General features: G+C 70.9%; 26 protein-coding genes and 1 tRNA gene. 16 read left to right on the plus strand and 11 right to left on the minus strand.

Translation table 11 applies throughout. From position 1 onward, the window contains the following. Positions 1–136: 136 nt before the first annotated feature. Entirely contained in the window at positions 137–1,303 is a 1,167-nt protein-coding gene (locus ADL25_RS12845; RefSeq protein WP_059127823.1) for an SUKH-4 family immunity protein, read from the plus strand. 156 nt (positions 1,304–1,459) lie between these two features. Here ADL25_RS12845 and fmdA read toward each other — a convergent pair whose 3' ends face one another. Genes fmdA through ADL25_RS52160 form a run of 3 tightly spaced genes read right to left on the minus strand, consistent with a single transcriptional unit; the run spans position 1,460 to position 3,811 of the window. After that, entirely contained in the window at positions 1,460–2,710 is a 1,251-nt protein-coding gene (gene fmdA, locus ADL25_RS12850; RefSeq protein WP_059127824.1) for a formamidase, read from the minus strand. Between the two features lie 24 nt (positions 2,711–2,734). Then, complete coding sequence (locus ADL25_RS12855) at positions 2,735–3,370, minus strand: AmiS/UreI family transporter (protein ID WP_059127825.1); 636 nt, start codon at positions 3,368–3,370, stop codon at positions 2,735–2,737. A gap of 51 nt (positions 3,371–3,421) precedes the next feature. Then, on the minus strand, positions 3,422–3,811 hold the full coding sequence (locus ADL25_RS52160) for an FmdB family zinc ribbon protein (RefSeq protein ID WP_365299171.1): 390 nt from the start codon (positions 3,809–3,811) through the stop codon (positions 3,422–3,424). A gap of 371 nt (positions 3,812–4,182) precedes the next feature. On the opposite strand from ADL25_RS52160, the gene ADL25_RS12865 reads away from it, so the two are divergent. Continuing rightward, positions 4,183–4,605, plus strand: a complete 423-nt coding sequence (locus ADL25_RS12865) for a hypothetical protein (RefSeq protein ID WP_059127827.1) — start codon at positions 4,183–4,185, stop codon at positions 4,603–4,605. Positions 4,606–4,824: 219 nt separating this feature from the next. Here ADL25_RS12865 and ADL25_RS52165 read toward each other — a convergent pair whose 3' ends face one another. Further along, positions 4,825–4,935: a hypothetical protein gene (locus tag ADL25_RS52165; RefSeq protein WP_374203143.1), complete on the minus strand. Its 111-nt coding sequence runs from the start codon at positions 4,933–4,935 to the stop codon at positions 4,825–4,827. 888 nt (positions 4,936–5,823) lie between these two features. On the opposite strand from ADL25_RS52165, the gene ADL25_RS12870 reads away from it, so the two are divergent. The 3 genes from ADL25_RS12870 (at position 5,824) to ADL25_RS12875 (ending at position 7,085) form a co-directional block, all read left to right on the plus strand. Further along, positions 5,824–6,150: an ANTAR domain-containing protein gene (locus tag ADL25_RS12870; RefSeq protein ID WP_063805625.1), complete on the plus strand. Its 327-nt coding sequence runs from the start codon at positions 5,824–5,826 to the stop codon at positions 6,148–6,150. Positions 6,151–6,508: 358 nt separating this feature from the next. Beyond that, complete coding sequence (locus tag ADL25_RS48945) at positions 6,509–6,682, plus strand: hypothetical protein (protein WP_159044920.1); 174 nt, start codon at positions 6,509–6,511, stop codon at positions 6,680–6,682. A gap of 43 nt (positions 6,683–6,725) precedes the next feature. Then, positions 6,726–7,085 carry a hypothetical protein gene (locus ADL25_RS12875; protein ID WP_059127829.1) on the plus strand — a complete coding sequence of 120 codons (360 nt, stop codon included), beginning with the start codon at positions 6,726–6,728 and terminating at the stop codon, positions 7,083–7,085. On the opposite strand, the gene ADL25_RS46020 is transcribed toward ADL25_RS12875, so the two are convergent. Next, entirely contained in the window at positions 7,044–7,592 is a 549-nt protein-coding gene (locus tag ADL25_RS46020) for a DUF6233 domain-containing protein (protein WP_234380886.1), read from the minus strand. The two genes, ADL25_RS12875 and ADL25_RS46020, sit on opposite strands and share 42 nt — an antisense overlap. Here ADL25_RS46020 and ADL25_RS12885 point away from each other — a divergent pair. Together ADL25_RS12885 and ADL25_RS12890 are read left to right on the plus strand one after the other, a co-directional pair. Continuing rightward, the gene (locus tag ADL25_RS12885) at positions 7,569–7,841 is read left to right on the plus strand and encodes a hypothetical protein (RefSeq protein WP_059127831.1); all 273 of its coding nucleotides are present in this window, start codon (positions 7,569–7,571) and stop codon (positions 7,839–7,841) included. The genes ADL25_RS46020 and ADL25_RS12885 overlap by 24 nt on opposite strands. Then, complete coding sequence (locus tag ADL25_RS12890; RefSeq protein ID WP_059127832.1) at positions 7,838–8,041, plus strand: hypothetical protein; 204 nt, start codon at positions 7,838–7,840, stop codon at positions 8,039–8,041. Before ADL25_RS12885 ends, ADL25_RS12890 begins: the two co-directional genes overlap by 4 nt. Positions 8,042–8,063: 22 nt before the next feature. Here ADL25_RS12890 and ADL25_RS12895 read toward each other — a convergent pair whose 3' ends face one another. The 3 genes from ADL25_RS12895 to ADL25_RS12900 form a co-directional block, all read right to left on the minus strand. Then, the gene (locus tag ADL25_RS12895) at positions 8,064–8,339 is read right to left on the minus strand and encodes a hypothetical protein (protein WP_059127833.1); all 276 of its coding nucleotides are present in this window, start codon (positions 8,337–8,339) and stop codon (positions 8,064–8,066) included. 49 nt (positions 8,340–8,388) lie between these two features. Further along, entirely contained in the window at positions 8,389–8,568 is a 180-nt protein-coding gene (locus tag ADL25_RS48950) for a DUF6221 family protein (protein WP_147317919.1), read from the minus strand. A gap of 145 nt (positions 8,569–8,713) precedes the next feature. Next, positions 8,714–8,785: transfer RNA gene (locus ADL25_RS12900), tRNA-Cys, on the minus strand. A 292-nt stretch (positions 8,786–9,077) separates the two neighbouring features. Between ADL25_RS12900 and ADL25_RS12905 the strand changes: the two genes are divergently transcribed. The 3 genes from ADL25_RS12905 to ADL25_RS12915 all read left to right on the plus strand — a co-directional run bounded on the left by ADL25_RS12905 (position 9,078) and on the right by ADL25_RS12915 (position 13,500). Then, complete coding sequence (locus ADL25_RS12905) at positions 9,078–10,526, plus strand: MFS transporter (protein ID WP_059127834.1); 1,449 nt, start codon at positions 9,078–9,080, stop codon at positions 10,524–10,526. Between the two features lie 214 nt (positions 10,527–10,740). Continuing rightward, a complete protein-coding gene (locus tag ADL25_RS12910; protein ID WP_059127835.1) occupies positions 10,741–12,549 on the plus strand; it encodes a DEAD/DEAH box helicase in 1,809 nt (602 codons plus the stop codon). Between the two features lie 309 nt (positions 12,550–12,858). After that, the gene (locus ADL25_RS12915; protein ID WP_059127836.1) at positions 12,859–13,500 is read left to right on the plus strand and encodes an IclR family transcriptional regulator; all 642 of its coding nucleotides are present in this window, start codon (positions 12,859–12,861) and stop codon (positions 13,498–13,500) included. Positions 13,501–13,516: 16 nt separating this feature from the next. Here ADL25_RS12915 and ADL25_RS12920 read toward each other — a convergent pair whose 3' ends face one another. After that, positions 13,517–15,004, minus strand: a complete 1,488-nt coding sequence (locus ADL25_RS12920) for a PucR family transcriptional regulator (protein WP_234380887.1) — start codon at positions 15,002–15,004, stop codon at positions 13,517–13,519. A gap of 183 nt (positions 15,005–15,187) precedes the next feature. Here ADL25_RS12920 and ADL25_RS48010 point away from each other — a divergent pair, with 183 nt between their 5' ends. The 3 genes from ADL25_RS48010 to ADL25_RS12935 are packed head-to-tail and all read left to right on the plus strand — an operon-like array spanning position 15,188 to position 18,020. Next, a complete protein-coding gene (locus tag ADL25_RS48010; protein ID WP_063805626.1) occupies positions 15,188–16,066 on the plus strand; it encodes a hypothetical protein in 879 nt (292 codons plus the stop codon). After that, positions 16,063–17,172 (plus strand): o-succinylbenzoate synthase, encoded by a 1,110-nt coding sequence (gene menC, locus ADL25_RS12930; RefSeq protein WP_059127838.1) that lies wholly within the window; start codon positions 16,063–16,065, stop codon positions 17,170–17,172. Before ADL25_RS48010 ends, menC begins: the two co-directional genes overlap by 4 nt. 56 nt (positions 17,173–17,228) lie before the next feature. Beyond that, positions 17,229–18,020 (plus strand): S16 family serine protease, encoded by a 792-nt coding sequence (locus ADL25_RS12935; protein ID WP_059127839.1) that lies wholly within the window; start codon positions 17,229–17,231, stop codon positions 18,018–18,020. A 49-nt stretch (positions 18,021–18,069) separates the two neighbouring features. Here the strand turns inward: ADL25_RS12935 and ADL25_RS12940 are convergent, their stop codons facing one another. After that, the gene (locus ADL25_RS12940; protein ID WP_059127840.1) at positions 18,070–18,873 is read right to left on the minus strand and encodes an ABC transporter permease; all 804 of its coding nucleotides are present in this window, start codon (positions 18,871–18,873) and stop codon (positions 18,070–18,072) included. A gap of 318 nt (positions 18,874–19,191) precedes the next feature. Next, positions 19,192–19,671: an Lrp/AsnC family transcriptional regulator gene (locus ADL25_RS12945; RefSeq protein ID WP_059127841.1), complete on the minus strand. Its 480-nt coding sequence runs from the start codon at positions 19,669–19,671 to the stop codon at positions 19,192–19,194. Between the two features lie 123 nt (positions 19,672–19,794). Here ADL25_RS12945 and hppD point away from each other — a divergent pair, with 123 nt between their 5' ends. The 3 genes from hppD (at position 19,795) to ADL25_RS12960 (ending at position 24,269) form a co-directional block, all read left to right on the plus strand. Continuing rightward, entirely contained in the window at positions 19,795–20,940 is a 1,146-nt protein-coding gene (gene hppD, locus ADL25_RS12950) for a 4-hydroxyphenylpyruvate dioxygenase (RefSeq protein ID WP_059127842.1), read from the plus strand. A gap of 139 nt (positions 20,941–21,079) precedes the next feature. Then, complete coding sequence (locus ADL25_RS12955; RefSeq protein ID WP_059127843.1) at positions 21,080–22,486, plus strand: FAD-binding oxidoreductase; 1,407 nt, start codon at positions 21,080–21,082, stop codon at positions 22,484–22,486. Positions 22,487–22,772: 286 nt separating this feature from the next. After that, positions 22,773–24,269 (plus strand): RDD family protein, encoded by a 1,497-nt coding sequence (locus tag ADL25_RS12960; RefSeq protein WP_059127844.1) that lies wholly within the window; start codon positions 22,773–22,775, stop codon positions 24,267–24,269. The last annotated feature ends 40 nt before the right edge of the window (positions 24,270–24,309 follow it).

Here is a 24,309-nt window from a genome sequence, read left to right on the forward strand (position 1 = left end):
TGGTGAACGGCGGGGACGCGCCGCAAATCCGGCGGCGTTGTCAGTGCGGCGGCGTATGGTTTTCGGCGTCGGGGGAGAGGCGCTCCAAGAAGATCGACCACGCGAGCGCTCCGGGAACGAAGTACGCGGGGGAACAATGGACTTGAGCGACGTCGGCAGCGTGATCACGCTGGCCGGGACGGACCTCGATCCGTACATCACGCACGCGGAGACGCGGCGCCTGCTGACGGGGGCGGGAGTGCCTTCCGGCAGCTCCCTGCTGGGGTTCGGGCCGCTGTGCGAGCGGCCCGCGCTGCGGCGGGTGGCCGAGCTGGTGGACGACGCGGAGAAGCTCGCCGAGGAGCTGCGTGACCAGCTGGTCATAGGGGCACTGCGCACCGTCGACCGCGACCTGGAGTCCCTCGTGCTGAACGGCGCCACGGGCGAGGTCTCCACGACATACGTCCACCCGCGCCATCCCGGCCTGATGGACCTGTCGCCGCTCGCCCCCTCGCTGGAGGTGCTGCTGCGGTTCGCCGCGGTCACCGACGAACTGGTCACCTCCCGGGGCCGGTTCGCCTCGCACGGGTACGGCGCCAAGGCGGTGGCGCAGGCCTCCGAGCGGCTGGCGGCGGTGTTCGCCGAGGATGCGGGGGACGACCCCGCGCCGTACTGGCGGATGGCCGCGCTGATCCGTCCGCTGGCCCGGATCGCCCGTCCCGGTACGGGACTTGCGCTCGACCTGCCCTCGCGGCTGCTGGACGAGGAGTTCGGCTCCGCCTCGATCGTGCGTTTCGAGGACGTCGACTTCCCCGGAAAGCTCACGCACGAGCCGACCCGCCGCTTCCTGCGTGAGGTCGGCCTGCCGGAGAACGGCTACTGGTACGAACTCGACACGGACGTGCCGCTGCCGACCCTGGCCGAGTACTACGCGGACGAGGACCGCGGCCCCGCGGACGAACTCCCGCCCGAGGCCGACCGTTTGATACGTCTCGGTTATCTCCTGGAGGACACGAGCCTGGTGCTGGACGGCTCCACCGGAGCGGTGCTGTGCTGGAGCGAGCCCGACGCCACGCTGCGCCCGCTCAACGCGGACATCTCCACCCTGGCCTTCACGGTCTGGCTGGTGCACCGCGAGAAGGCACTGGACGCGGAGCACGATCTGACGGACGCCTACGAGCAGCTGGCCGCGACGATGGCGGAGACCCTCGCCGCGGTCGACCCGATCGCCTGCGACCCGACCCCGAGGACGCCGCAGGACGACGGCTGGCGCTACTGGCCCGAGGCCTTCGAGGACCAGGCGGGCGGCGGACTGTACGCCTAGGGTCCGTCGTTCGGACCGAACCGGCGTCGGGTCGGCTGAAGGGCGCGGTCTCTCAGCCGACCTGATCCAGACGACGGCTCGGGCCCCGGTGCGACCGTGTCGGCGTGAGTCGCCCGCCCCCGAAGCAGGCGGTGCGGGGGCGGGGACGTCGCCCGGTCAGATGGTGGTCAGGGCGCACTGGCCGCGGTCGGCCGTCGCCGGGCCGGCGGCGGAGGGCCGGATCTCGAAGTCGAACATCGCGGTGGGGACGTACAGCGAGCAGCACGCGTTGGGGACGTCGACGATGCCGCTGATGCGTCCCTCGACGGGCGCGGAGCCGAGCAGCAGGTACGCCTGCTCCCCGCTGTAGCCGAACCTCTTGAAGTACTCGACCGCGTTGAGACAGGCACGGCGATAGGCCAGCGTCGCGTCCAGGTAGTAGTTCGTGTCGGTGTCGTGGTCGACGGAGATTCCGATGAAGGTGAGGAACTCCGTGTACCGCGGCTCGACGTTGCCCGGGATGAACACCGGGTTGGTCGAGATGCCGTACTTCTCCATGCCGCCCTTGATCAGGTCGACGTGGAAGTCGATGAAGCCGCCCATCTCGATGGCGCCGCAGAAGGTGATCTCTCCGTCGCCCTGACTGAAGTGCAGATCGCCTCCCGAGAGCTTGGCGTCCTTGACGTGCACAGGGAAGAACACCCGCGAACCGCGCGTGAAGTTCTTGATGTCCTGGTTGCCGCCGTTCTCACGGGCCGGAACCGTACGGGCGCCCTCCGCGGCGATGCGCGCGGCGAGGTCGCCGGTGGCCGTGCCGGCGAGCGCGTTGGTGCCTTCCGGCGGCAGCGCGAGGGGCGGGACCCGGTTCGGGTCGGCGTCGATCAGCGCCTGCTCACGTGTGTTCCATTGGGCGAGCATCTCGGACGACGGCGCCGTTCCGAACAGCCCGGGGTGGGTGATGCCGGTGAAGCGGATACCGGGCAGATGACGGGACGTGGCCTGCTGCCCGTGGAAGTCCCAAATCGCCTTGTAGGCGTCCGGGTAGTAGTCGGTCAGGAAGCCGCCACCGTTGGCCTTGGCGAAGATGCCGGTGTAGCCCCAGTTCTGGCCCGCCGCATCCCCGGTCTGCTGCGGCACGGGGCCGAGGTCGAGGATGTCGACGACGAGCAGGTCGCCGGGTTCGGCGCCCTCCACGCCGATCGGGCCGCTGAGCATGTGAGGGATGGTCAGGTCGATGTCGCGCACATCGTCGGCGGTGTCGTTGTTGCCGATCTGGCAGTCGGTCCAGTCACGGCACTCCATGCGGAACTCCGCTCCCGGCTTCACCATGGCGACGTTGGGGATGTCCGGGTGCCACCTGTTGTGTCCGGGCACGTCCTGGTCACGCATCGACTTGCTCTGGTCCACACTGAATACGACTTCGGGCATGACAGCCTCTCATTTCAGATCCGGTCAGGACGGTGTGCCCGTACCTCCGGTCGATCCGGCCGGAACCGGTTGCCGTGATTTCCTGGTGAGCGGCCACAGCGCCGCGAACACGACGACCCCGAAGGCCCCGAGAGCGATGGCGATCTCCGTGGTGTGCTTCCAGTAACCGGAAAGCAGCAGCGCCGCGGGAATGACTCCGGTGACCCAGCCCTCGATCGCCGTCACCCAGCCGACATAGTCGGACAGTGGCACTTTTCTGAGGCCGAGCAACAGGAAGAACAGGAACCAGAGGAAGGCCCAGTAGAGCCAGATGACTCCGAACGGATAGTCCTTGAGCAGGTGGAAATTGGCGAACGAATACCCGAGGGCGACGATCGCGACGAAGAGGGAGTAGTAGCCGACACAGATGTTGTCGATGTCCGCGAGCAGGACGATGCCCACGTAAAGGTATGTGAATCCGAACAGGTAGATCCCGGACGCTGCCAGGATCTTCATCTGGTCGTCGCCGGCCGTGAAGATGAGATAGGTCGGTGTCAGTACCTGCAATGCCCCCACGAAGAGGTTGAAGACCGCCGCGGACTTGGGGTCGACCCTCCCGAGCAGCAACAGCCCGTTCATGAACAGCACCGCGCCGACAAAGAGCAGTCCCACGTTGCTCACGGGGACGCACCTCCTCGGTCCGCGCGGGGCGGGATCGCCCGCAACCCGCCCTCAGGGTCGCGGCAACCGCGACAACGCGGGGTGCGGGCGCCGGACCGGCACCCGGCCCCGCGGCACTTCGGACACGACTTCCGGAGCCTCGCGGGACTGCTCCTGCCGGTCGTGCAGGGCGGCGACCGCGTGCGGGGTCGTCGCGAGGCCGGGCGAGGTGAACACACGTCGTGCGGTGCCCGAGCATGCAGGGCAGCCGTGAACAGGGGGCGCAGTCCCGATCGCCATTTTCACGTCGAAGGGCCCGCAACGGCTGCAAAGGTATTCGTAGGTTGCCATCACCACTCCGCATGTCGGCGGACGCCGGTCAACCCGAGGGCGTGGCCGGCATTCGCCCGCGCCCACATCCCAGTGTTGCTCTCTTTTCAAGTGGACGACTCGCTTATCCATGCGTCAAGTGGAGAGCGCAAGGGCCACTTGAGGGCATTGCGGCGACCGCTCGAAGCCGACCGGAAATCAAGATCACCGGTGCGGGCCGGTTCGGTTGCCGTCTGCGGGGAAAGGTCACCGAGGATCTTCGCCGTGATCGTCTTCCCTTGACCGGGCGCCGGGGTCCGGGTCGGCCCACCCTTATGGTGCCGAGCGCGGATTGCGGGTTCGGGTCTGCTGTGAGTCGACTCACGCCGAATTCGCTGGACGGTTTCGATCCGGACCCTTAAGTTCCGTAAACAGGTCATTTTTTTCTTATGCGGAGGCACCGGCGCCGCGCATGCCGTCGTGCGAGAAAAGGCGAACGCCGGAAGGGCGGATCAGTGAGCAATATGGACGCCGTATGGGTACGTGGCGTGAACGGCATTCAATTGCATCACGTGACCGACCTTCAGGACGCCGGCAGGTTTCTCGGCAACGCGGCGATGGCCCTGCGTGCCGCGCACGTGAGGACCGGCGCCGAGCGGTACTCCGGCCTGGCCGCCGAGCTGAAGAGCCTGGTGGAGCGAGTGCGGGAGCTCGAGGACGAGGCGAGGTCGACCATGCACGACCTGCACGCCACCGACCCCGAGCGCTTCGCCCGCTGCCGGGACGGTCACGAGCCGTGGCCCGGCGAGATCCCGGCCGGGTTCATCCCGCGTCACACCTGCAAGGACGAGTGCCTCTACCACGACCGCGGCGTCGTCGAGGCCCTGATGCAGTGCACCTGCGGCCGCCCGCCGTGCCGGGCATGTGAGATCGGCGGCAAGCTCTGAGAAACCGGAGCGCGGGGCGGCACCCTTCCTAGGGTGCCGCCTCTCCGTTTTCCGGGTCCGGCGGCAGAGGCCGCGGCGGGGACCGAACCCGCGTAACTCGCTTGTCGTCAGGCCCGTTGTCTGTGGCCCGCGGCATGATGCGGGGCATGTGACGGCCCGTCCGACCGGGAGTCTTCGAGGCCGTCGGCCACAAGGGGAGGGGTGCCGTGCGCAGGCCGGTCAGGTGGGGTTGTCGAAGAGGCGGCTCGCTTCGCGGATCTTGTCGCGGGTGGCGCCGAGTTTTTCCAGGGTGGCGACGGCTACGCCGTCGGTGAGCAGGCCGTACAGCAGGCGCTCTGTGCCTGCTTCGGCGAGCCCGTCGGCTTGCGCGGCTTCAAGCGCGGCGGACGTTGACCTGCTGCGGTCTCACAACAAGGCGCAGCAAGCGGAGCGGGAGACCGCCGGGAGCCACTGGGTGGAAAGTGGTTTGGTGTTCCCGGACGAGCACGGCCGTAGCCCGTCCCACCGCCGGGACTGGGCTGAGTGGAAGGCCTTGCTGACCGAGGCGAACGTCCGTGACGGGCGACTACACGATGCGCGCCACACAGCCGCCACGGTTCTGCTGATCCTGGGTGTCCCTGAGCGAGGTCCCGCGCCACCCGCATGGCTGCCACGGTTCGCGGCCCCGAAACTGCCGGGTCAGGATGGGCTCGACCCCGCGCCCTGGCATCCCCCTCAGCTCAGGTCGCAGGAAGTCGAGGCACGCCTCCCACCCATCCGGATGCGCAGCACCACATCGAGTGGGAGGCGCGCTCGCGTGGTCGAGATGCACCGGAACGCTGACAGCGTCACATTTGATCTATTGGGAAGGTGTCCCAGGTCGGCTGGGACTTCCAGGCAGCCCGTGCTCCTGGGGTGCCGCCGTAGCGGGCTCATGGGCCCGCGCCGAAAAGTACAAGTTGCGCTGACCGTGGCCTGGCGCACGGTGCCGGTGTCCATGCTGTTCCACCTGCCAGCTACACCCTCGATGTCCGCGCAACGCATCACGCCCCCCGCACGAGCCACGCAGTGTGGGGGGCGTTTCAGCAGGCCAAGGGCTGCCGAGGTCGAGACGGGCCGCCTGCGCGCCTCACTTGCCCGCACCCGTTCACGGTGTGACCGTGAGACGGATCCTGCTTGCCTGGCCCAAAGGCGGACAGACGATTCGTGAAATGCCGATCCCCTTACCGCGAAGGCAATGTGGAAACCCACGCGAATGAGCTCCCTGGCGCGGTCCCGGAACCGGAACACCACGCCGTTGATCAGATCAATGAACTTCGGAGCAAGGTCTCTCAACTTGAGAACGCCGTGGATTCACACGCCGCGGTCGACCAAGCGATCAGCGTCATCGTCGCCGTCGGACGCCTGACCCCAGCTCAGGCCTGGGATCTGCTCCGTGAGACGTCTATGCGCACCAACATCAATCTGCGGCACGTATCCCAGCTGGTGATCGCCTGGGGTGTGACCGGCCACCTTGCGGCAGACATTCGCGAGGAATCGACCCGCAGGCAGAGCACCATCGGATGAACGTCCCACTCAGCGCCCGCCTGACAGAACAACGCAAGTGGCCCGCCGATCCCGGGAGTGTGGGGACCGGCGGGCCGGCGTTGCAGTCGAGCACCCCCAACGCCGTGTCCGGCCGGCAGTGCGTGCATGCCGCCACTTTCTGGGGCAGGGCGTTGAGGTCCTCTGCGTGACCCGCCTCGATCGGTTGGAGGGCGTGACCGGCGTCAGCCGCGACGCGGGCCCGCTGAGCTTCAGCGGAGAGGCCAAGGGCCCGCGCTGCCCCTGCCCCAACGCGGCCGAGGAGAGTGACCGGGAACCGCCCGATCCGCCCCATCCGTTGGCACCAGTACCATCGCGCACGACCAGACCAAGGAGCACCATGGCGCTCGATCGCGAGACCGACGAGGCGAAGGACACCGCACGCCTCACCCTCTTCCAGGCCATCACCAAGACGGCCACCGAGCTGTCGAAACATGGGGGCGACAACGCCAGCGCGTTGAAGGACCTCGCCGAGGCGTACGCCTGGCTCAGCAACACCAGCCAGCCGCACTGACGACGCAGACCAGACGCCTCACCATCCGAAGTAGGTTCTCCGCATGACCACTAGCGACAGCCTGCTCGGGCGGATCATCAAGCGCGTCAACCGCGACACCGACCGTTTCGACATCACGATCACCGTCAACGGCGCGGTCATCACCGGCCGGCTCATATCTCGTGCTGTCTGGCTGGAAGTCAATATCAAGCTGCTCAACGACATCGACAAGATGCTCTTTGCTGAAGAGTTCGCTGCCGAAGGCGGATCGTTGGACAACGAGGAGTACCTCCACCTCAGCGAGGCGAGGACCCTGTCCGGTTGGGAGATTCCGCTCGCCATCGGCACCGGCTACGTCCGCATCCCTGCAGCCAGCGTGGATTCATGGGCCTTCGGCCGGGTTGATATTCAGCGCGCACGGTAGGCGCACCTCAGCCGCCCCGTCGCCCGCCACGGACGACGGGGCGTCGTTGTACGCGCTCATCCGAATACGAACTGGCAGGAAGCCGAGCTCCGCGTCCGGGCGGCAGTGCGTGCATGCGGGCACCTGTTGGCGTGGCGCGCCGAGGGCCTCCACCTGCGACACCCCGATCCATCGGCTGCTCTTCCGAACGGTCCAGCAGTCGCCGACGTGAGCGGCGACCAGGTTGGTCTTGTTCAGGTCCCGCTCGAGCAGCCACTCCGGCGGTGGAGGCCGCATCTCCTCGGCCTGCCGCTGCCGCGTCTCGCGCTCCCCTTCTTGTGCGATCCATCCGTCGATCTGGGCGAGGGCGGCCGTGGCTTGCTGGACGACGACGCGGTGTGCGAAGTGCAGCAAGTCGAGTTTCGACGGCGCGGGGTCGTTCGCGTGTTCGATATTACGGCGTAGGCTTTTCCCCGCCACCTCAGGGCAACGGAAGGAGACGTCATGGACGTGGACGAGCTGCTGCACCGCCACGGCGTCGACACCGACCGGCTCGACCCCGCGCCCCTGCGCCCTACGTGGCCGGCGATGAGAGACCACCTCGCGGCCCTGGCCGGATGCACGGTCTGCGGCGACACCTGCCTCAGCACCTGGGTGGTCGACATGGGGAGCGGTCCCCGGTGGGTCGGTCTATGTCGGGACCACACGCCGGGCGTACTGTCCGAACTGGCCGCGCCGACCGTGCTCGGCGGCAGGACGGGTGCCGTTCATGGATGACGCCGACCGGCTGTCACCTCACCCCGGCCCTCGACGGCCGTCGGCTGATGGATGGCTGGTGGAGGCGCGAAGGCAAGGCCCGCAAGAAGTTTCGAGAGGAGGTCGGCGACCACGGCCGCGACGGGGCGCGCATCCTCCTGGTCGACACCGAGACCGACGCCGAGCTGGCCCGCTACTTGACCGACGCCCCGCCGGCGTGATGCCCGGCGGGACCTCGCACTGTCAGGCCTCGTATCCGTGTCGCACGGCCTTTTTCAGCGCCTCTTCGACTTCGTGCCGAGACTGCCCCTGCTCTTGGGCATGCTCTGTCACCGCAGTCTGGACGTCACGGGCAAGGTCGCGCCATGCCCGCCAGGCGGTCTCCCACGTTTCGGTCTGCTCGCCGGTCCACGTGCTGGAGGCGGGTGGCCCGTAGCTGTCGCGTAGCTCCTCGACCCGATTGTGCGCCTGGTTGGCCGCCCGCTGGATCTCTACAAGCTCGTCGAAACTGTGCGCCACCTGCTGATCCTATGCGGCGGCTGTCGTCTCGGCGCGCTCAGCCGCGCGGCTACGGCCGCCACTCTTCGCGGTAGCCGGGCAGGTCCGCGTACGGCAGCGCGAGCAGGCCGGCGATGGGCACGGCCACCGGCACGCGCGGCCTGCCGTGGGCGGGCCGCGTTGATGAGGTAGCGAAACCTGTCAGTTGCAACTGCCGGGTGTTCGGGCTGCCACCGTCCCGTTTACTCACCGCGCCATTGGCTGGCTTGGGCGCCGTCGAAGCGTCCGACGGACCCGCAGTGGGGCGAGCCGGTACGCCAACTGAGACGGGCATAGCGGAAGGGCGGCACCCCCATGGAGTGCCGCCCTTTCGTTTTGCCTGGTCAAGGCACCAGAGGCCGTGGCGGGAATCGAACCCGCGTAACTCGCTTTGCAGGCGAGTCCCTGAACCACTCGGGCACACGGCCGTGCTCCTGGTCGTGGAACCCACGTGACTTCCCGCGGTGGAGCCCGCCCCGTGCGGGCGGGTCCCTGAACCACTCGGGTGCACGGCCAGGATCAGGTGCGGCACGGCTCACTCGTTCCGACCTGACGCATTGACCGTACGGTCGGGCGAAATGCGGGCTCAAGGGAATCGCCGGCGCTGCAACGGGACTGCCATGCGCCGTTCACGAACGGCGGGTCGTACGACCAAGGTCGCACTCCGGCACCGCCTCCGGACAGGGGCCAAACCCGACCGAGCCCCTTACCCTGACCTGCATGGCAGCCCTCGATCCCCGCGACACCGACGTCGCCGACGCGGCCCTGTCCGGTTCCCCGGACAACACCGCGGGCGTGCTGAGCCGCCCGTACCGCGCGCTGAGCATCGGCATCGTCTCCGTCGTGCTGCTCATCGCCTTCGAGGCGACGGCCGTCGGCACGGCGATGCCGGTCGCGGCGCGGGAGCTGGACGGGCTGTCGCTGTACGCGTTCGCCTTCTCCGGGTATTTCACGACGAGCCTTTTCGGCATGGTGCTCGCGGGCCAGTGGTCTGACCGTGGCGGCCCCCTCGGTTCGCTGGCCTGCGGTATCGGCGCCTTCGCCGCGGGGCTGCTGCTGGCGGGCACGGCGGGGTCGATGTGGCAGTTCATCCTGGGCCGGGCCGTTCAGGGCCTCGGCGGCGGACTCGTGATCGTCGCCCTCTACGTCGTCGTGGGCCGCGCCTACCCGGAGCGGCTGCGGCCGGCCATCATGGCCGCGTTCGCGGCGGGCTGGGTGGTCCCGTCCGTGGTGGGCCCGCTGGCCTCGGGCGCGGTGACGGAACAACTCGGCTGGCGCTGGGTCTTCCTCGGCATCCCGGTGCTCGTGGTGTTCCCGCTGGCACTCGCACTGCCCAGCATCCGGCGCTCGGCGGACGGTCCCGCCGAGCCGGCCGACGCGGCCCCCTTCGACGTCCGCCGCCTCCGCCTGGCCTTCGGCATCTCACTGGGCGCGGGACTCCTCCAGTACGCGGCCCAGGACCTGAGCCCGCTGTCCCTCCTGCCCGGTGCCGTGGGCGCCGCACTGCTGGTCCCGGCGGTGCTCGGACTGCTGCCCCGCGGCACCTACCGCGCGGCCCGCGGGCTGCCGTCCGTGGTGCTGCTGCGCGGAGTCGCGGCCGGTGCCTTCATCACGGCGGAGAGCTTTGTCCCGCTCATGCTCGTCACGCAGCGGGGACTGTCCCCGACCCTGGCCGGGTTCTCCCTCGCGGCGGGCGGTGGCACCTGGGCGCTGGGGTCCTACGTCCAGTCGAGACCACGTCTGGAGCCTCACCGGGAGCGCCTGATGACGCTCGGCATGGTCGTGGTCGCCGCCGCGATCGTCGCGGCGCCGAGTGTGCTGATCCATGCGGTCCCCGTCTGGACCGTCGCCGTCGCCTGGGGGTTCGGCTGCTTCGGCATGGGCCTGGTCATCTCCTCGACCAGCGTCCTGCTGCTGCAGCTGTCCGCCCCCGAGGAGGCGGGGGCGAACTCGGCCGCCCTGCAGATCTCCGACGGCCTCTCCAACGTCATCCTGCTCTCCGCGGTCGGCGCCGCGTTCGCCGCGCTGGGCGGCGGTTCCATCGCGCCCTCCGCGACGGAGGCGAGCGCCGCCGGTTCCCACCCGGCCGCCTTCGCCGCGGTGTTCCTGCCGATGACGGCGGTGGCGCTGGTGGGCGCCTGGGTGACGACCCGGCTGCGGGCGCGGTGACCCCCGTGCGCGGCCGAAACCCCGTGGTCCCGATGATCTGTGACCCCTGTCGCACCCGGGCCGGAAGCGGCGGCGTCGCCCCGAGTGGCGGGTGGGTCCACCGGTAGGGTGGCCCGGTTGTCATACACAGCCGAGCCCGGCCCGACCGTCGACGACCCCCGCTGGTCCGACACGCCGGACGCGGCCCCTTCGAGCGCCGACCGAACCGGAGACCGTGACTACCACCGCCGCCAGCTCCCACTCCTCCCCTTCGCACCACCTCTCTCCCGCCTTCCCCGGCCGCGCTCCCTGGGGCACGGCCGGCAAGCTGCGCGCCTGGCAGCAGGGAGCGATGGACACGTACATCCAGGAGCAGCCGCGTGACTTCCTCGCCGTCGCCACGCCGGGCGCGGGCAAGACGACCTTCGCGCTGACGCTCGCGTCCTGGCTGCTGCACCACCACGTCGTGCAGCAGGTGACCGTCGTCGCCCCGACCGAACACCTGAAGAAGCAGTGGGCGGAGGCCGCCGCGCGCGTCGGCATCAAGCTCGACCCCGAGTACAGCGCCGGACCCCTCGGCCGGGAGTACCACGGCGTCGCCGTCACCTACGCGGGTGTCGGGGTCCGGCCCATGCTGCACCGCAACCGTGTGGAGCAGCGCAAGACCCTCGTCATCCTCGACGAGATCCACCACGCGGGAGACTCCAAGTCCTGGGGCGAGGCCTGCCTGGAGGCGTTCGAGCCGGCCACCCGCCGGCTCGCCCTGACCGGTACGCCGTTCCGCTCCGACACCAACCCCATTCCGTTCGTGGCGTACGAGGAGGGGACCGACGGGATCCGCCGGTCGGCCGCCGACTACACCTACGGATACGGGTCCGCCCTCGCCGACGGCGTCGTGCGCCCGGTCATCTTCCTCTCCTACAGCGGCAACATGCGCTGGCGCACCAAGGCAGGCGACGAGATCGCCGCCCGGCTGGGCGAGCCCATGACCAAGGACGCCGTCAGCCAGGCCTGGCGGACCGCCCTCGACCCGCGCGGCGAGTGGATGTCCAGCGTGCTGCGCGCCGCCGACCAGCGTCTGACCGAGGTCCGCAAGGCCATCCCGGACGCCGGTGCCCTCGTCATCGCCTCCGACCAGGAGGCCGCCCGCGCGTACGCGAAGCTCATCCGCGACATCACCGGGCACCGGGCGACCCTCGTCCTGTCCGACGACGCGGGCGCCTCCGACCGCATCGACGAGTTCAGCCACGGCGACGACCGCTGGATGGTCGCGGTGCGCATGGTGTCCGAGGGCGTCGACGTGCCCCGGCTCGCGGTCGGGGTGTACGCGACCACCATCTCCACCCCGCTCTTCTTCGCCCAGGCCGTCGGCCGTTTCGTGCGGTCCCGGCGTCGCGGCGAGACCGCCTCGGTGTTCCTGCCCACCGTCCCGGACCTGCTCACCTTCGCCAACGAGATGGAGGTCGAGCGCGACCACGTCCTCGACAGGCCGAAGAAGGGCGGCGAGGACGAGGACCCGTACGCCGAGTCCGAGAAGGAGATGGACGAGGCCAACCGGGAGCAGGACGAGGACACCGGTGAGCAGGACATGCTGCCGTTCGAGGCGCTGGAGTCCGACGCCGTCTTCGACCGGGTCATGTACAACGGCGCCGAGTTCGGCATGCAGGCCCATCCCGGCAGCGAGGAGGAACAGGACTACCTCGGTATTCCGGGCCTACTCGAGCCCGACCAGGTGCAGTTGCTGTTGCAGAAGCGGCAGGCACGGCAGATCGCGCACAGCCGCAAGAAGGCGGACACGGAGGCCGACCTGCTGGAACTGCCCGCCGAGCGGCGGCCCGTCGTCACCCACAAGGAACTGCTGGAACTGCGCAAACAGCTCAACACGATGGTCGGCGCGTACGTGCACCAGAGCGGCAAGCCGCACGGAGTGATCCACACCGAACTGCGCCGGGTGTGCGGAGGCCCGCCGAGCGCCGAGTGCACCGCCGGTCAGCTGCGCCAGCGCATCGCGAAGGTCCAGGAGTGGGCCACGCGCATGAAGTGAGCACGGACACCGCCCCGATGGGCGGGCGGTGTCCGGTGAGCGGTGCGTATCGCCGCAAAACGAGCGAGTGACTCCCCACCCCTGACCGGATTCTGGACGGAGCCTTCCGCTGAGCGGACCGGCTCGCTAATGTCCCGCTACGCACACGCCCCGTGGCAGCTCCGCCGCGGAGCGCAGCCGTGAAGCGACTGGGCCCGGGATCCGCCGGGCCGCCGGCCGATCGGCGGCCTCTGGAGCGCGGCGTCGACGGGACTCGGCGCCGCATCCGCCGCGACCGGGCCGCCGTCTCACCACTAAGGAGTGGGCGTCGTGACCGCGGAGACCTCCCAGACGCTCGATCGGGGCCTCAGGGTCCTCAAGTTGCTCGCCGAGACGGACCACGGGCTGACCGTCACCGAACTGTCCACCAAACTGGGCGTCAACCGGACCGTGGTGTACCGGTTGTTGGCCACGTTGGAGCAGCACTGCCTGGTCCGCCGTGATCTGGGCGGCCGCGCCCGGGTCGGGCTCGGTGTGCTGGGACTCGGCCGTCAGGTGCATCCGCTGGTACGGGAGGCCGCGCTGCCCGCGCTGCGTGCGCTTGCCGAGGACATAGGGGCCACCGCGCACCTCACTCTGGTCGACGGGTCCGAGGCCCTGGCCGTCGCCGTCGTCGAACCGACGTGGACCGACTACCACGTGGCGTACCGGGCCGGTTTCCGCCATCCGCTCGACCGGGGCGCCGCCGGCCGGGCGATACTCGCCGCTCGTCGACAGCCGGTCGCCGACCCCGGATACACGCTCACCCACGGGGAGTTGGAGGCCGGCGCGAGCGGTGCGGCGGCGCCGCTGCTCGGGGTGAGCGGTATAGAGGGCAGCGTCGGGGTCGTGATGCTCTCGGACGCGGTGCCCGACCGGGTGGGGCTACGGGTGGTGGACGCCGCTCGGGAGGTGGCCGAGGCGCTGCGCTGAGCGCCAGCGGCCGCCCTCAGAGTCCTTCGCCGGTGTCCGCCGCCGTCCTCAACTGCAGCCACAGCACCAGCCGTTCGTCGGGATCGTCCAGGTCGACCCCGACGTGCCGCCGCACCTGCCGCAGCCGGTAGCGGCAGGTGTTGGGGTGCACCGCGAGCCGCTCCGCCGCGCCCGCCATGTCGCACCCGGCCTCGAACCACGCCAGCAGGGTGCGCGCGTACTCGGTGCCGTGCCCGGCGTCGTACGCCCGCACCTTCTCCCCGGCCCCCGTGCGCAGATCCCGTTGTCCGGCCATCACTTCGGCGAGCCGCAGCAGGGTGATCCGGGGCCGCACCCCGGTCACCGACGCCACGGGCAGCCGCGGTCCGAGCACCCGCAGCACGACATCCGCGTCCCGGCGTGAGGCGACCGCACCGGCGGCCGAAGGCACGACGTCACCGAGTCCGGCCCGCACCGGTACCCGCAGTGCCTGCTCGGCCCGCCGCACGATGTCCTCGGCCAGCCGCAGATGCCGCTCCTCATGGCCGCGGCCGCGGCCCGTGCCGCGTTCCGCCGGAGCGGGCAGCAAGGCGTAGACGACCCGGTCGACGAGCACACACGCGTGCCGTCCGTAGCGGGACTCGCACCGCAGCCTCACGAGGTCCAGCAGCCGCAGCGCGGTCTGTGCGTCGTCGGGCGCGGAGACGGCGGCGTCCAGGACGAACGCGGCGACACGTACCGGTTCCGGGCCGAGCCGCTGGGCGGCCGCCGGGTCGGCGGTGCCGTCGAGGAGGCGGCGCAGCAGATCGCCGTCCTGATGCCGGGCCAGCTCCCGGGCGGCGCGCACCCGCAGCAGGAGCAGCGCCGCCGTGGACGCACCCTGCGCCAGCGCCTTCCCGGCATCGGGTGCGAGCCGGCCGTCGTCGACGACCCAGAGCGAGCCGAGGGTCTCGCCCCCGGCGCGCACCGCGACCGCCAGCCGCGGCAGAGCACCCGCGAGTGCCGGCAGCCGCACCGGACCCGGTGCGGCGAAGACGGTCCGGTACTGCCCGGCGTTCTCCGGGCTCCCCGGCACCCGGAGCCCGAGGATGCCCTGGCGGCGGTCCTCGTCCGTCACCTGTCCGGGCACCGTCGAGTACGCGAGGATCCGCTGCCGGGGGTCCTCGACGGTGGTGGCCCCACCGACGGCGGCGGCCACGGCGTCGGCGAGCGCGAACAGCTCACCGCGCGCGTCCCCCGGGCCCGTGACCGCAGGGCGAGCCCCGATCGCCGAGGCCAGCAGCAGGTGCACCCGGTGCCAGACGGCGTCCTCGTCCACGGACAGCAGGGCGATCCCGGCCTCCTCCGCCTCCTCGACGGGCCCGTCCTGACCGCGTACGACGAGCGCGGCCATCCCCGCCTCGGCGGCGGCTCGCGCCAGCGGTCCGGCGGAGCGGGCGCGCACGCCCACCGCGAGCAGCAGCGCACCCTGCACACGGGGGACAGGGGCGTGGACGTCGTGGAGCAGCGCCTCGGTGACGGGCACGCCGAGTCCGGCGGGCGCGGTGTGCAGCCGTACGGAGGGTTCACCGACGACGTCCAGCAGGTCCCCGAGGGAGTTCGCGTCCAGGGATGCCTCCTCGGTCGTTGGCCGATCCCCTCAGGACCGTACGCAGGTTTTGGCGTCCCGCACAACGCGTGTCCCGGCGCGCGCCCCGAGACTCGACCCATGACAGCAGAGACGGATCTGTCCGCCGCCCATGCGGGCGCGGCGCGGCTCGCGGAGGAGACAGCGCGCACCGCGGGTGTTCACCTCCGTACCGTGCACGACGTGACCGGCCTCGCCGCCGTGGCCGACTACTTCTGCGACGTCTGGCGCACACCCCGCAGCAGCCCGCCCCTGCCCGCCGAGGTGTTGCACAGCCTGGTCCACGCGGGTGGGGCCGTGCACGCCGCGTACACCGTCGAAGGGGAGCGGCTCGCCGGAGCCTGCGCCGCGGTCTTCGGCCCGCCCGCCGACGCGGACGCGTACTCCCTGCTGGCGGCGGCCGACCGCGGCGTCGGGCACCCGCTGAAGCAGGCGCAGCGTGCCTGGCTGCTGGAGCACGGTGCTCGCACACTGCGCTGGACCTTCGACCCGCTGGTCGGCCGCAATGCCCGCTTCAACCTGGTCAAGCTGGGTGCTACCGGGACGGAGTACCTCGTCGACTTCTACGGTCCGATGGCCGACGGAGTGAACGACGGAGACGAGAGCGACCGGCTGACCGTCCTGTGGGACCTGCAGGCGCCCCGGCGGTCCGGCACGAGCGCGGACCGCGCCGTCTCGCCCGGCCCCGGACCGGCCGTGGCGGCCCCGCGGACGGCGGGGACCCTCCTGGCGCCGGACGGGGCGCCGCTCGCCCGGCGCTCCGCCGACGGCGGCCGTCTGTGGTGCCGTGTGCCGGATGACGTCGTGGCCCTGCGGGCCGCCGACCCCGCCCTCGCCTTGCGCTGGCGGCACGCCGTCCGCGAGGTGTTCGCACAGGCCTTCGCCGAGGGGTTCCGCGCGACGGGCATGTCCCGGGACGGCTGGTACACGCTCACCCGAGAGGAGCACTCCCAGGTATGAAGCTCGAACGCGCCGAGATCGTCCATGTGGCGATCCCGCTGGTCGCCCCGTTCCGCACCTCCTTCGGGACCATGACCACGAAGGACACCTTCCTGCTCCATGTGGTCACCGACGCCGCCGAGGGGTGGTCCGAGTTCGCCGCCGACCCTGAACCGCGGTACTGCCCGGAGTTCGTGGCCGGCGCCGAGATCGTCCTGCGCGACTTCCTGCTGCCGCGCGTGGCGGCCCTGCCCCGGCTGACGGCCCCCGCCCTCGCCCCTGCGCTGGCGTCGGTCAAGGGGCATGAGCTGGCCAAGGCCGCCCTGGAGACGGCCGTCCTCGACGCGGAGCTGCGCGCGTACGGGATGTCGCTCGCGACCTATCTGGGGGCCGTGCGGGACCGGGTGCCGGCCGGAGTGTCGGTCGGCATCAGGGACTCCGTGCCCGAGCTCCTGGACGACGTCGAGCGCTACCTCGCCGAGGGCTACGTCCGGATCAAGCTGAAGATCGAACCGGGCTGGGACCTGGCACCCGTCCGGGCCGTGCGCGAGCGGTTCGGCGACGAACTGCCGCTCCAGGTCGACGCGAACACCGCCTACCGGCTCGCCGACGCCGAGCACCTGCGGAAACTGGACGCGTTCGGGCTGCTGCTCGTCGAGGAGCCTCTCGAGGAGAACAACCTGCACGCCCACGCCCTGCTCCAGCAGCGCCTCACCACCCCCGTCTGCCTGGACGAGTCCCTGCACAACGCCCGTGACACGGCCTCCGCGATCGCCATGGGCGCCTGCCGGGTCGTCAATGTGAAGCCGGCGCGGGTCGGCGGTTATCTGGAGGCGCGCCGCGTGCACGACGTGGCCCATGCGCACGGGGTGCCGGTGTGGTGCGGCGGCATGCTCGAGACAGGCATCGGCCGCGCCGCCAACCTGGCCCTGGCGGCCCTGCCCGGCTGTACCCTCCCCGGGGACACCTCGGCGTCCGCACGCTATTTCGCCGAGGACCTGACCGAGCCCTTCGTGCTGCGGGACGGCCATCTCCCGGTGCCCTCCGCCCCGGGGATCGGCGTGGAGCCGCTCCCGGAGGCCCTGCGGCGCTTCACCACCGGGCGGAGCGGCCTGTACGGGGGCTGACCGGCAGGGGCTGACCGGCACCCGGCCGGACGCCACCGTCACGTTAGATTGATCCCGTGCTCTCTCGTCTCTCGCGTCCCAAGGCCGTCGCCGTCTGCGCCCTGCCCGCGGCGGCCCTGTTCGCCACGGCCGCGGCCGCGCCGCTGCCGTTCTCCGTGGCGCAGCCGGGGCTGACGGCCAACGTCCTCGGTGCGAACAAGGGCGCTCCCGTGATCACGGTCAGCGGTACGCCCACCCGCACGACGTCCGGCCAGCTGCGGATGACGACGATCGAGGCGACGGGTCCCGACGCGCACGTCTCGCTCGGCGACGTGGTCGACGGCTGGCTCCGCACGGACCGCGCGGTGCTGCCGCGCGACGCGGTCTACCCGAGCGGTGACACCGTCAAGGAGATCGAGCAGCACAACTCCGAGCAGATGAGGCAGTCCCAGGACGCGGCGACCCGGGCGGCGCTGAAGTACCTGGGCCTGAGCGACAAGAACGTCAAGGTCACCCTGAAGCTCGCGGACGTGGGCGGGCCGAGTGCGGGCCTGCTGTTCACGCTCGGGATCATCGACAAGCTGCACGGCGACGGCACCGGCGGCGACCTCACGGGAGGCCGCACCGTCGCCGGCACGGGGACCATCGACGACGCGGGCAACGTGGGGGCCGTCGGCGGTGTCGCGCTCAAGACGCAGGCCGCCCGCCGTGACGGCGCGACGGTGTTCCTGGTCCCGAAGGCGGAGTGCCCCGACGCCAAGGCGGAGCTGCCGAAGGGGCTCAGACTGGTTCCGGTGACCACGCTGGACGGCGCGGTCGACGCCCTGGTGGCGCTCGAGCGGGGGAAGGGCTCGGTGCCGAGCTGCTAGCCGGCGGCGGTGACGGGCGGGTCCTCGGCGCCCGGCGCCCGCGGGGCCCTCAGTCCCGCTCCCCGAAGCGGGGCCGCACCAGCAGTTCCGCCACCGACACCAGCCAGTCGAGCAGCAGCGCGAGCGCCATCGTGAGGATGGAACCGAGGACCAGCACCGGCAGGCAGTGACGGGTGAGCCCGGTGGTGACCAGTACGCCCAGACCGCCGCCGCCCCCGAGGGCCGCCAGCGTCACCGTGCCGACGTTCAGGACCAGGGCCGTGCGCACGCCGGCCAGAATCAGCGGGACGGCCGCGGGCAGTTCCACCCGGGCCAGTACGCCCAACGGGGACATGCCGAGGCCGCGCGCGGCCTTCAGGAGCGCCGGATCGTTCGCCGCGAGTCCCGCGATCGTGGTCGCCAGCACCGGCAGGACGGCGTAGACGACCACGCCGAGCAGGACCGCCTTCGGGCCGGTGCCGAGCCAGAGCACCGGCAGCGCCAGCAGACCGAGCGCGGGAACCGCACGGCCCAGGGTCGCGATCGTCAGGGCCACGGGCGTGGCCCTCCGCAGCGACGCACGGGTGAGCAGGATGCCCAGCGGGATCGCGACGACCAGCACCAGGACCGTGGCGATCGCGGTCAGTTCGAGGTGCTGCCACAACGCTCGCGTGACCCTGCCGTGCGCCATGGCGTTCCGGGCGACGGGGTCCAGACGGGCGCGCCGGAACAGGACGAGGGTCGTCAGCAGGGCGATCACCAGCGCCAGGGGCAGGCAGGTCAGCTTCTGCCAGGAGATCCAGGGCGTCGCCGGAGGACTCGGCCGGACCGGCATCCTGGCCTTCTTCTTCTCCCTCACCTGGGACGTGGTCACATCCGCCTCTCCTCCGGTTGTACCGGTGCCATGGGCTTCCCCGGGGCGGTCAGCGGCCCGGGGAGCAGGTGTCCGGCGTCGAACAGCAGCGACAGGGCGATGATCCCCAGCGTGCCCGCGGCACCTGGTCCAGCCCGTCCGTGCGGTCGGGTGAACCGAGGCCGGGCCCTGAGGCGGAGAAGGCGATCACCATGGCGAGGAGCGCCGCGAGGACCGCGCGGGAAGACCGTTCCGACGTGCCGGCAGGCGTCCATGAGCGACTGTCGGTGACGGTCGTCCACGTACTCCCAGAAGCTCACGTGTGCTCACCCCGGTCGGCTAGGTCGTCTCCCGGTCCTCGGCCGCCTGCTCCACCAGGGGGATGATGCGCAGCGGAACGGGGTTCTCCATGACGATCGCCGTGGAGGCCCGGACAATGCCATCAAAACCGACAACCCGGTCGATCACACGTTGAAGATCGGCATTCGAGCGAGCGACCAGCCGGCACAGCATGTCCCCGGTGCCCGTGGTGGTGAGCAGCTCCAGGACCTCCGGAACGGTCGACAGATGGGCCCTGACGTCCGCTCCCTGCCCCTGCCGGATCTGCAGCGTCGCGAACGCGGTCACGGGGTAGCCGAGTGCGGCCGGGTCGACCTGAGGGCCGAATCCGCGGACCACTCCGTTCGACTGAAGCCGGTCCAGGCGCGCCTGGACCGTGCCACGCGCGACGCCGAGCCGCCGGGACATCTCCAGTACCCCGATGCGTGGCTCCCGCGCCAGCAGCACGATGAGCCGGGCGTCCAGATGATCGATCGCCATTGCCGCTCTCCCCGATGGTCATCTTGTACAGAACGCCCGCCAAAAAGGGGCACCTGTTGTGCAGGTTGCCCAGTGGATGCGCAAACTATTGCGCAGCTTGCGGGGAGGGGTGAGGCTGCCGCTATGAGCCAGACCACACACCACACCCCCGACACCGCGCGCGAGGCAGACCCCTTCCCGGTCGAGGGAATGGACGCGGTCGTCTTCGCCGTGGGCAACGCCAAGCAGGCCGCGCACTACTACTCCACCGCCTTCGGCATGCGGCTCGTGGCCTACTCCGGACCGGAGAACGGCAGCCGCGAGACTGCTTCCTATGTCCTGGAGAACGGCTCCGCCCGTTTCGTCTTCACCTCCGTCATCAAGCCCGCCACGACCTGGGGCCACTTCCTCGCCCAGCACGTGGCCGAACACGGCGACGGCGTCGTCGACCTCGCCATCGAGGTCCCGGACGCGCGCGCCGCGTACACGTACGCGATCGAGCACGGCGCCCGTTCGGTCGCCGAGCCGTACGAGCTGAAGGACGAGCACGGCGTCGTCGTCCTGGCCGCGATCGCCACCTACGGCGAGACCCGGCACACCCTGGTCGAGCGCACCGGCTACGACGGCCCGTACCTGCCCGGGTACGCCGCCGCCGACCCGATCGTGGAGCCGCCCGAGCACCGCACCTTCCAGGCGATCGACCACTGCGTCGGCAACGTCGAACTCGGCCACATGAACGAGTGGGTGGGGTTCTACAACAAGGTCATGGGCTTCACGAACATGAAGGAGTTCGTGGGCGACGACATCGCGACCGAGTACAGCGCACTGATGTCCAAGGTCGTGGCCGACGGGACGCTCAAGGTCAAGTTCCCGATCAACGAGCCCGCCCTGGCCAAGAAGAAGTCGCAGATCGACGAGTACCTGGAGTTCTACGGCGGCCCCGGTGTCCAGCACATCGCGCTGAACACGAACGACATCGTGCGCACGGTACGGACGATGCGGGCGGCCGGCGTCGAGTTCCTCAACACCCCGGACTCGTACTACGACACCCTCGGCGAATGGGTCGGTGACACCCGTGTCCCCGTCGAGACCCTGCGCGAGCTGAAGATCCTCGCCGACCGCGACGAGGACGGCTATCTGCTGCAGATCTTCACCAAGCCGGTCCAGGACCGTCCGACGGTCTTCTTCGAGATCATCGAGCGGCACGGTTCCATGGGCTTCGGCAAGGGCAACTTCAAGGCCCTGTTCGAGGCGATCGAGCGGGAGCAGGAGAAGCGCGGAAACCTCTGAGCCCTGACGTCCGCGACCGAACGGGACCGATCGGCACCCGGGGGCGGCGCGGACGGGACGCACACGGCCTCCCCTCTCCTTTCCGGGCGGGGAGCCGTGTGCGGGCGGGGTTCACACCGCCGCCCCCGGGTGCAACGCTGTGATCATGAGCCGTATCGAAGCCCCGCGCGACGAAGCCACCGGCAACCTCCTCGACCGGCTCAGGGCCGGCCTGCCGCCCGAAGCCGTCCTGAGCGACCCCGACGTCACGGCCTCGTACGCGAACGACATGGCGAGCTTCTGCGCGGCAGGCGCCCCGGCCGTGGTCGTGCTGCCGCGCACCGTCGAGCAGGTCCAGCACGTGATGCGGATCGCCACCGAACTGCGGGTCCCGGTCGTACCGCAGGGCGCCCGCACCGGTCTGTCGGGCGCGGCCAACGCCTCCGACGGCTGCATCGTGCTCTCCCTGACGAAGATGGACCGGATCCTGGAGATCAACCCGGTCGACCGCGTCGCCGTCGTCGAACCCGGCGTGGTCAACGCCACGCTCTCCCGCGCGGTGAACGAACAGGGCCTGTACTACCCGCCGGATCCCTCCAGTTGGGAGATGTGCACGATCGGCGGCAACATCGGCACGGCATCCGGTGGGCTGTGCTGCGTGAAGTACGGGGTGACGGCCGAGTACGTCCTCGGCCTGGACGTCGTGCTCGCCGACGGCCGCCTCATGTCCACCGGACGCCGCACGGCCAAGGGCGTCGCCGGCTACGACCTCACCCGGCTCTTCGTCGGTTCCGAGGGCTCGCTCGGCATCATCGTCCGCGCGGTCCTCGCCCTGAAGCCCATGCCGCCCCGGCAACTGGTGCTGGCGGCCGAGTTCGCGTCCGCGGCCGACGCCTGCGACGCCGTGTGCCGGATCATGGCGGGCGGTCATGTGCCGTCCCTTCTCGAACTGATGGACAGGACGACGGTCAAGGCGGTCAACGACCTCGCCCACATGGGCCTGCCGGAGAGCACGGAAGCCCTGCTCCTCGCCGCCTTCGACACCCCGGACCCGGCCGCCGACCTCGCCGCCGTCGGCGCGCTGTGCGAGGCCGCCGGGGCCACCGAGGTCGTCCCGGCTGATGACGTGGCCGAGTCCGAACTGCTGCTGAAGGCACGGCGGTTGTCGCTCACCGCGCTGGAGGCCGTCAAGGGCACGTCGATGATCGACGATGTGTGCGTGCCCCGCTCCCGGCTCGGCGAGCTGCTGGAGGGCGTGGAGCGGATCGCCGAGAAGCACCGGCTCACCATCGGCGTCTGCGCCCATGCGGGCGACGGGAACACGCATCCGACCGTCTGCTTCGACGCACAGGACCCGGACGAGTCCCGGCGCGCCCGGGAGTCCTTCGACGAGATCATGGCCCTCGGCCTGGAACTCGGTGGCACGATCACCGGTGAGCACGGCGTCGGCATCCTGAAGAAGGAGTGGCTGGCGCGCGAGATCGGCCCGGTGGGCGTGGAGATGCAGCGGGCGGTCAAGCAGGTCTTCGACCCCCTCTGCCTGCTCAATCCGGGCAAGCTCTTCTGAGCCCGCCGGAGTGCTCACCCGTCCGGTGGACGGGGCGCGCGGCGCGGAGTCCGGGCTCGCGCTCCGGCAACGGGCGCGGGCCCGCGCAAGGACGGCGACGATCAGCTCCGAAAGGCGCGACGCGCCTTTCGGAGAAATTCTTTCGGGGAGTGTTCCAGGTGTGTGAAGGCCGTGCACGGTATCGCCCGGAAAGGGGTGGATGCAGGCGGACCGGCAGAACACCGTGCGCGGTTCTGATAGATGTGGGTGTCCACACGAGCCCCCGAGCAGATACGGGACGACGGACATGAGCGCCCCAACCCCGGCACCCGGTGACGACAGACCCCGCGAGGGCTACTACCCGGATCCGTCCATCCCTGGATACGTCCGGTACTGGAACGGTGTCGCCTGGGTGCCGGGCACCAGCCGGCCCGCGCCCAGTGACGGCGGACCGCTCTCCCCGCCTCCCGGCGCACGCCCCGCTCCGCCCGCGGTGGAGGAGACCGGGCCGCACTTCTTCGACGAGGACCCGGTCGAGGAGTCCGCCCGGGTGGACCCGGCCGACGCCCGGCACGGCAGCCGTCCGGAGCCCGCCTCGGCCTGGGGCGCCGACCGCTCCCGGCAGTCCGGCTTCGGCGGCGACCAGGACCGCCGGGTCTCGTGGGGCGCGCCCCAGGCAGCCGACCCCCGGGTCCCGCACGCAGGCCGGCCCGACGGCGCGGCGAACCGCACGGACGGCACGGCGACGATCCCGCCCACCGACCCTCCGGGCGGCCCCGGCTCCGGTTCCTCTCCGGCCCCGGACGGCACGGTCGTGTTCCGTCGGCAGCCGCGCGGCGAAGGTGCGGACGCCGGCGCACCGGGCACCACGGGCAACGACGGTCCCGTCGCCTCCGAGGGCACCACGGCGTTCCGTGCGCTCTCCCCGCGCACGGGGGAGCAGGGGGGAAGCACGGAGGCGGCCGCTTCCGGTTCGGGCCGGTCCCCGCACACCGACGGCGCCCAGGCGGCGGCCCGGCATGCGTTGGGCCCGGGCCCGGAGGCGCAGGCTCCCGCTCCGCAGCGGACCGCTCCGCCGGCGGGGCCCCCGGCCCCCGCGCCCGGGCCGGCCGCCACGGGATCCCCTTCGCAGCAGCCCGCACCGGGCATCCCTCAGCAGTCCGCCGGTACGCCCCTGACCACGGGCTCCGGCGGAGGCCAGCCTTCCTGGGCCCAGCAGGTGCACCGGCTCGCGAGCCCGGGTCCCGAGGGCGACCGGCCCGTCGCGCCGTGGAAGCCTCCGGTGGAGGACCCGTTCCTGGCGGCCGCCAGGGCGCAGGCGGCGGCCCGTCCCGCCGGCCTCGGCAGGCGGCTGGTCGCCCGGCTGCTGGACACCGTGGTGCTGGCGGCGGTCACGGGCGTGGCCGCCGTACCGCTGGGCACCGAGGCGATCGACCACATCAACGACAAGATCGACGCGGCCAAACTCTCCGGGCAGACCGTCACGGTCTGGCTGCTCGACGGCACGACCTCGCTCCATCTCGCCGTGGTGCTCGCCGTGCTCCTCGGCTTCGGTGTGCTCTACGAAGTGCTGCCCACCGCCAAGTGGGGCCGCACGCTCGGCAAGAAGCTGTGCGGCATCGAGGTGCGGGACATCGAGGCCCATGAACCGCCGGCCTTCGGACGTGCGCTGCGACGCTGGCTCGTCTACAGCGTCCCGGGCCTGCTCGTGGTCGGCGTGGTGGGCGTGCTGTGGTGTGTGTTCGACCGGCCGTGGCGCCAGTGCTGGCACGACAAGGCGGCGCACACGTTCGTGGCGGGCTGACCCGGACGGACCTGTAGGGATGCGGAGCCGGAGGGTTCGC

Origin of the sequence: Streptomyces sp. NRRL F-5122, assembly GCF_001507435.1 — a bacterium.
GTDB lineage: Bacteria > Actinomycetota > Actinomycetes > Streptomycetales > Streptomycetaceae > Streptomyces > Streptomyces lannensis.

Bases quoted from the DNA above. Each gene is read 5' to 3' on its own strand.
- ADL25_RS12845 (WP_059127823.1), top strand. From the start codon at position 137: ATGGACTTGAGCGACGTCGGCAGCGTGATCACGCTGGCCGGGACGGAC.
- fmdA (WP_059127824.1), bottom strand. From the start codon at position 2,710: ATGCCCGAAGTCGTATTCAGTGTGGACCAGAGCAAGTCGATGCGTGAC.
- ADL25_RS52160 (WP_365299171.1), bottom strand. From the start codon at position 3,811: ATGGATAAGCGAGTCGTCCACTTGAAAAGAGAGCAACACTGGGATGTG.
- ADL25_RS12865 (WP_059127827.1), top strand. From the start codon at position 4,183: ATGGACGCCGTATGGGTACGTGGCGTGAACGGCATTCAATTGCATCAC.
- ADL25_RS48945 (WP_159044920.1), top strand. From the start codon at position 6,509: ATGGCGCTCGATCGCGAGACCGACGAGGCGAAGGACACCGCACGCCTC.
- ADL25_RS12875 (WP_059127829.1), top strand. From the start codon at position 6,726: ATGACCACTAGCGACAGCCTGCTCGGGCGGATCATCAAGCGCGTCAAC.
- ADL25_RS12885 (WP_059127831.1), top strand. From the start codon at position 7,569: ATGGACGTGGACGAGCTGCTGCACCGCCACGGCGTCGACACCGACCGG.
- ADL25_RS12890 (WP_059127832.1), top strand. From the start codon at position 7,838: ATGACGCCGACCGGCTGTCACCTCACCCCGGCCCTCGACGGCCGTCGG.
- ADL25_RS12905 (WP_059127834.1), top strand. From the start codon at position 9,078: ATGGCAGCCCTCGATCCCCGCGACACCGACGTCGCCGACGCGGCCCTG.
- ADL25_RS48010 (WP_063805626.1), top strand. From the start codon at position 15,188: ATGACAGCAGAGACGGATCTGTCCGCCGCCCATGCGGGCGCGGCGCGG.
- menC (WP_059127838.1), top strand. From the start codon at position 16,063: ATGAAGCTCGAACGCGCCGAGATCGTCCATGTGGCGATCCCGCTGGTC.
- ADL25_RS12945 (WP_059127841.1), bottom strand. From the start codon at position 19,671: ATGGCGATCGATCATCTGGACGCCCGGCTCATCGTGCTGCTGGCGCGG.
- hppD (WP_059127842.1), top strand. From the start codon at position 19,795: ATGAGCCAGACCACACACCACACCCCCGACACCGCGCGCGAGGCAGAC.
- ADL25_RS12960 (WP_059127844.1), top strand. From the start codon at position 22,773: ATGAGCGCCCCAACCCCGGCACCCGGTGACGACAGACCCCGCGAGGGC.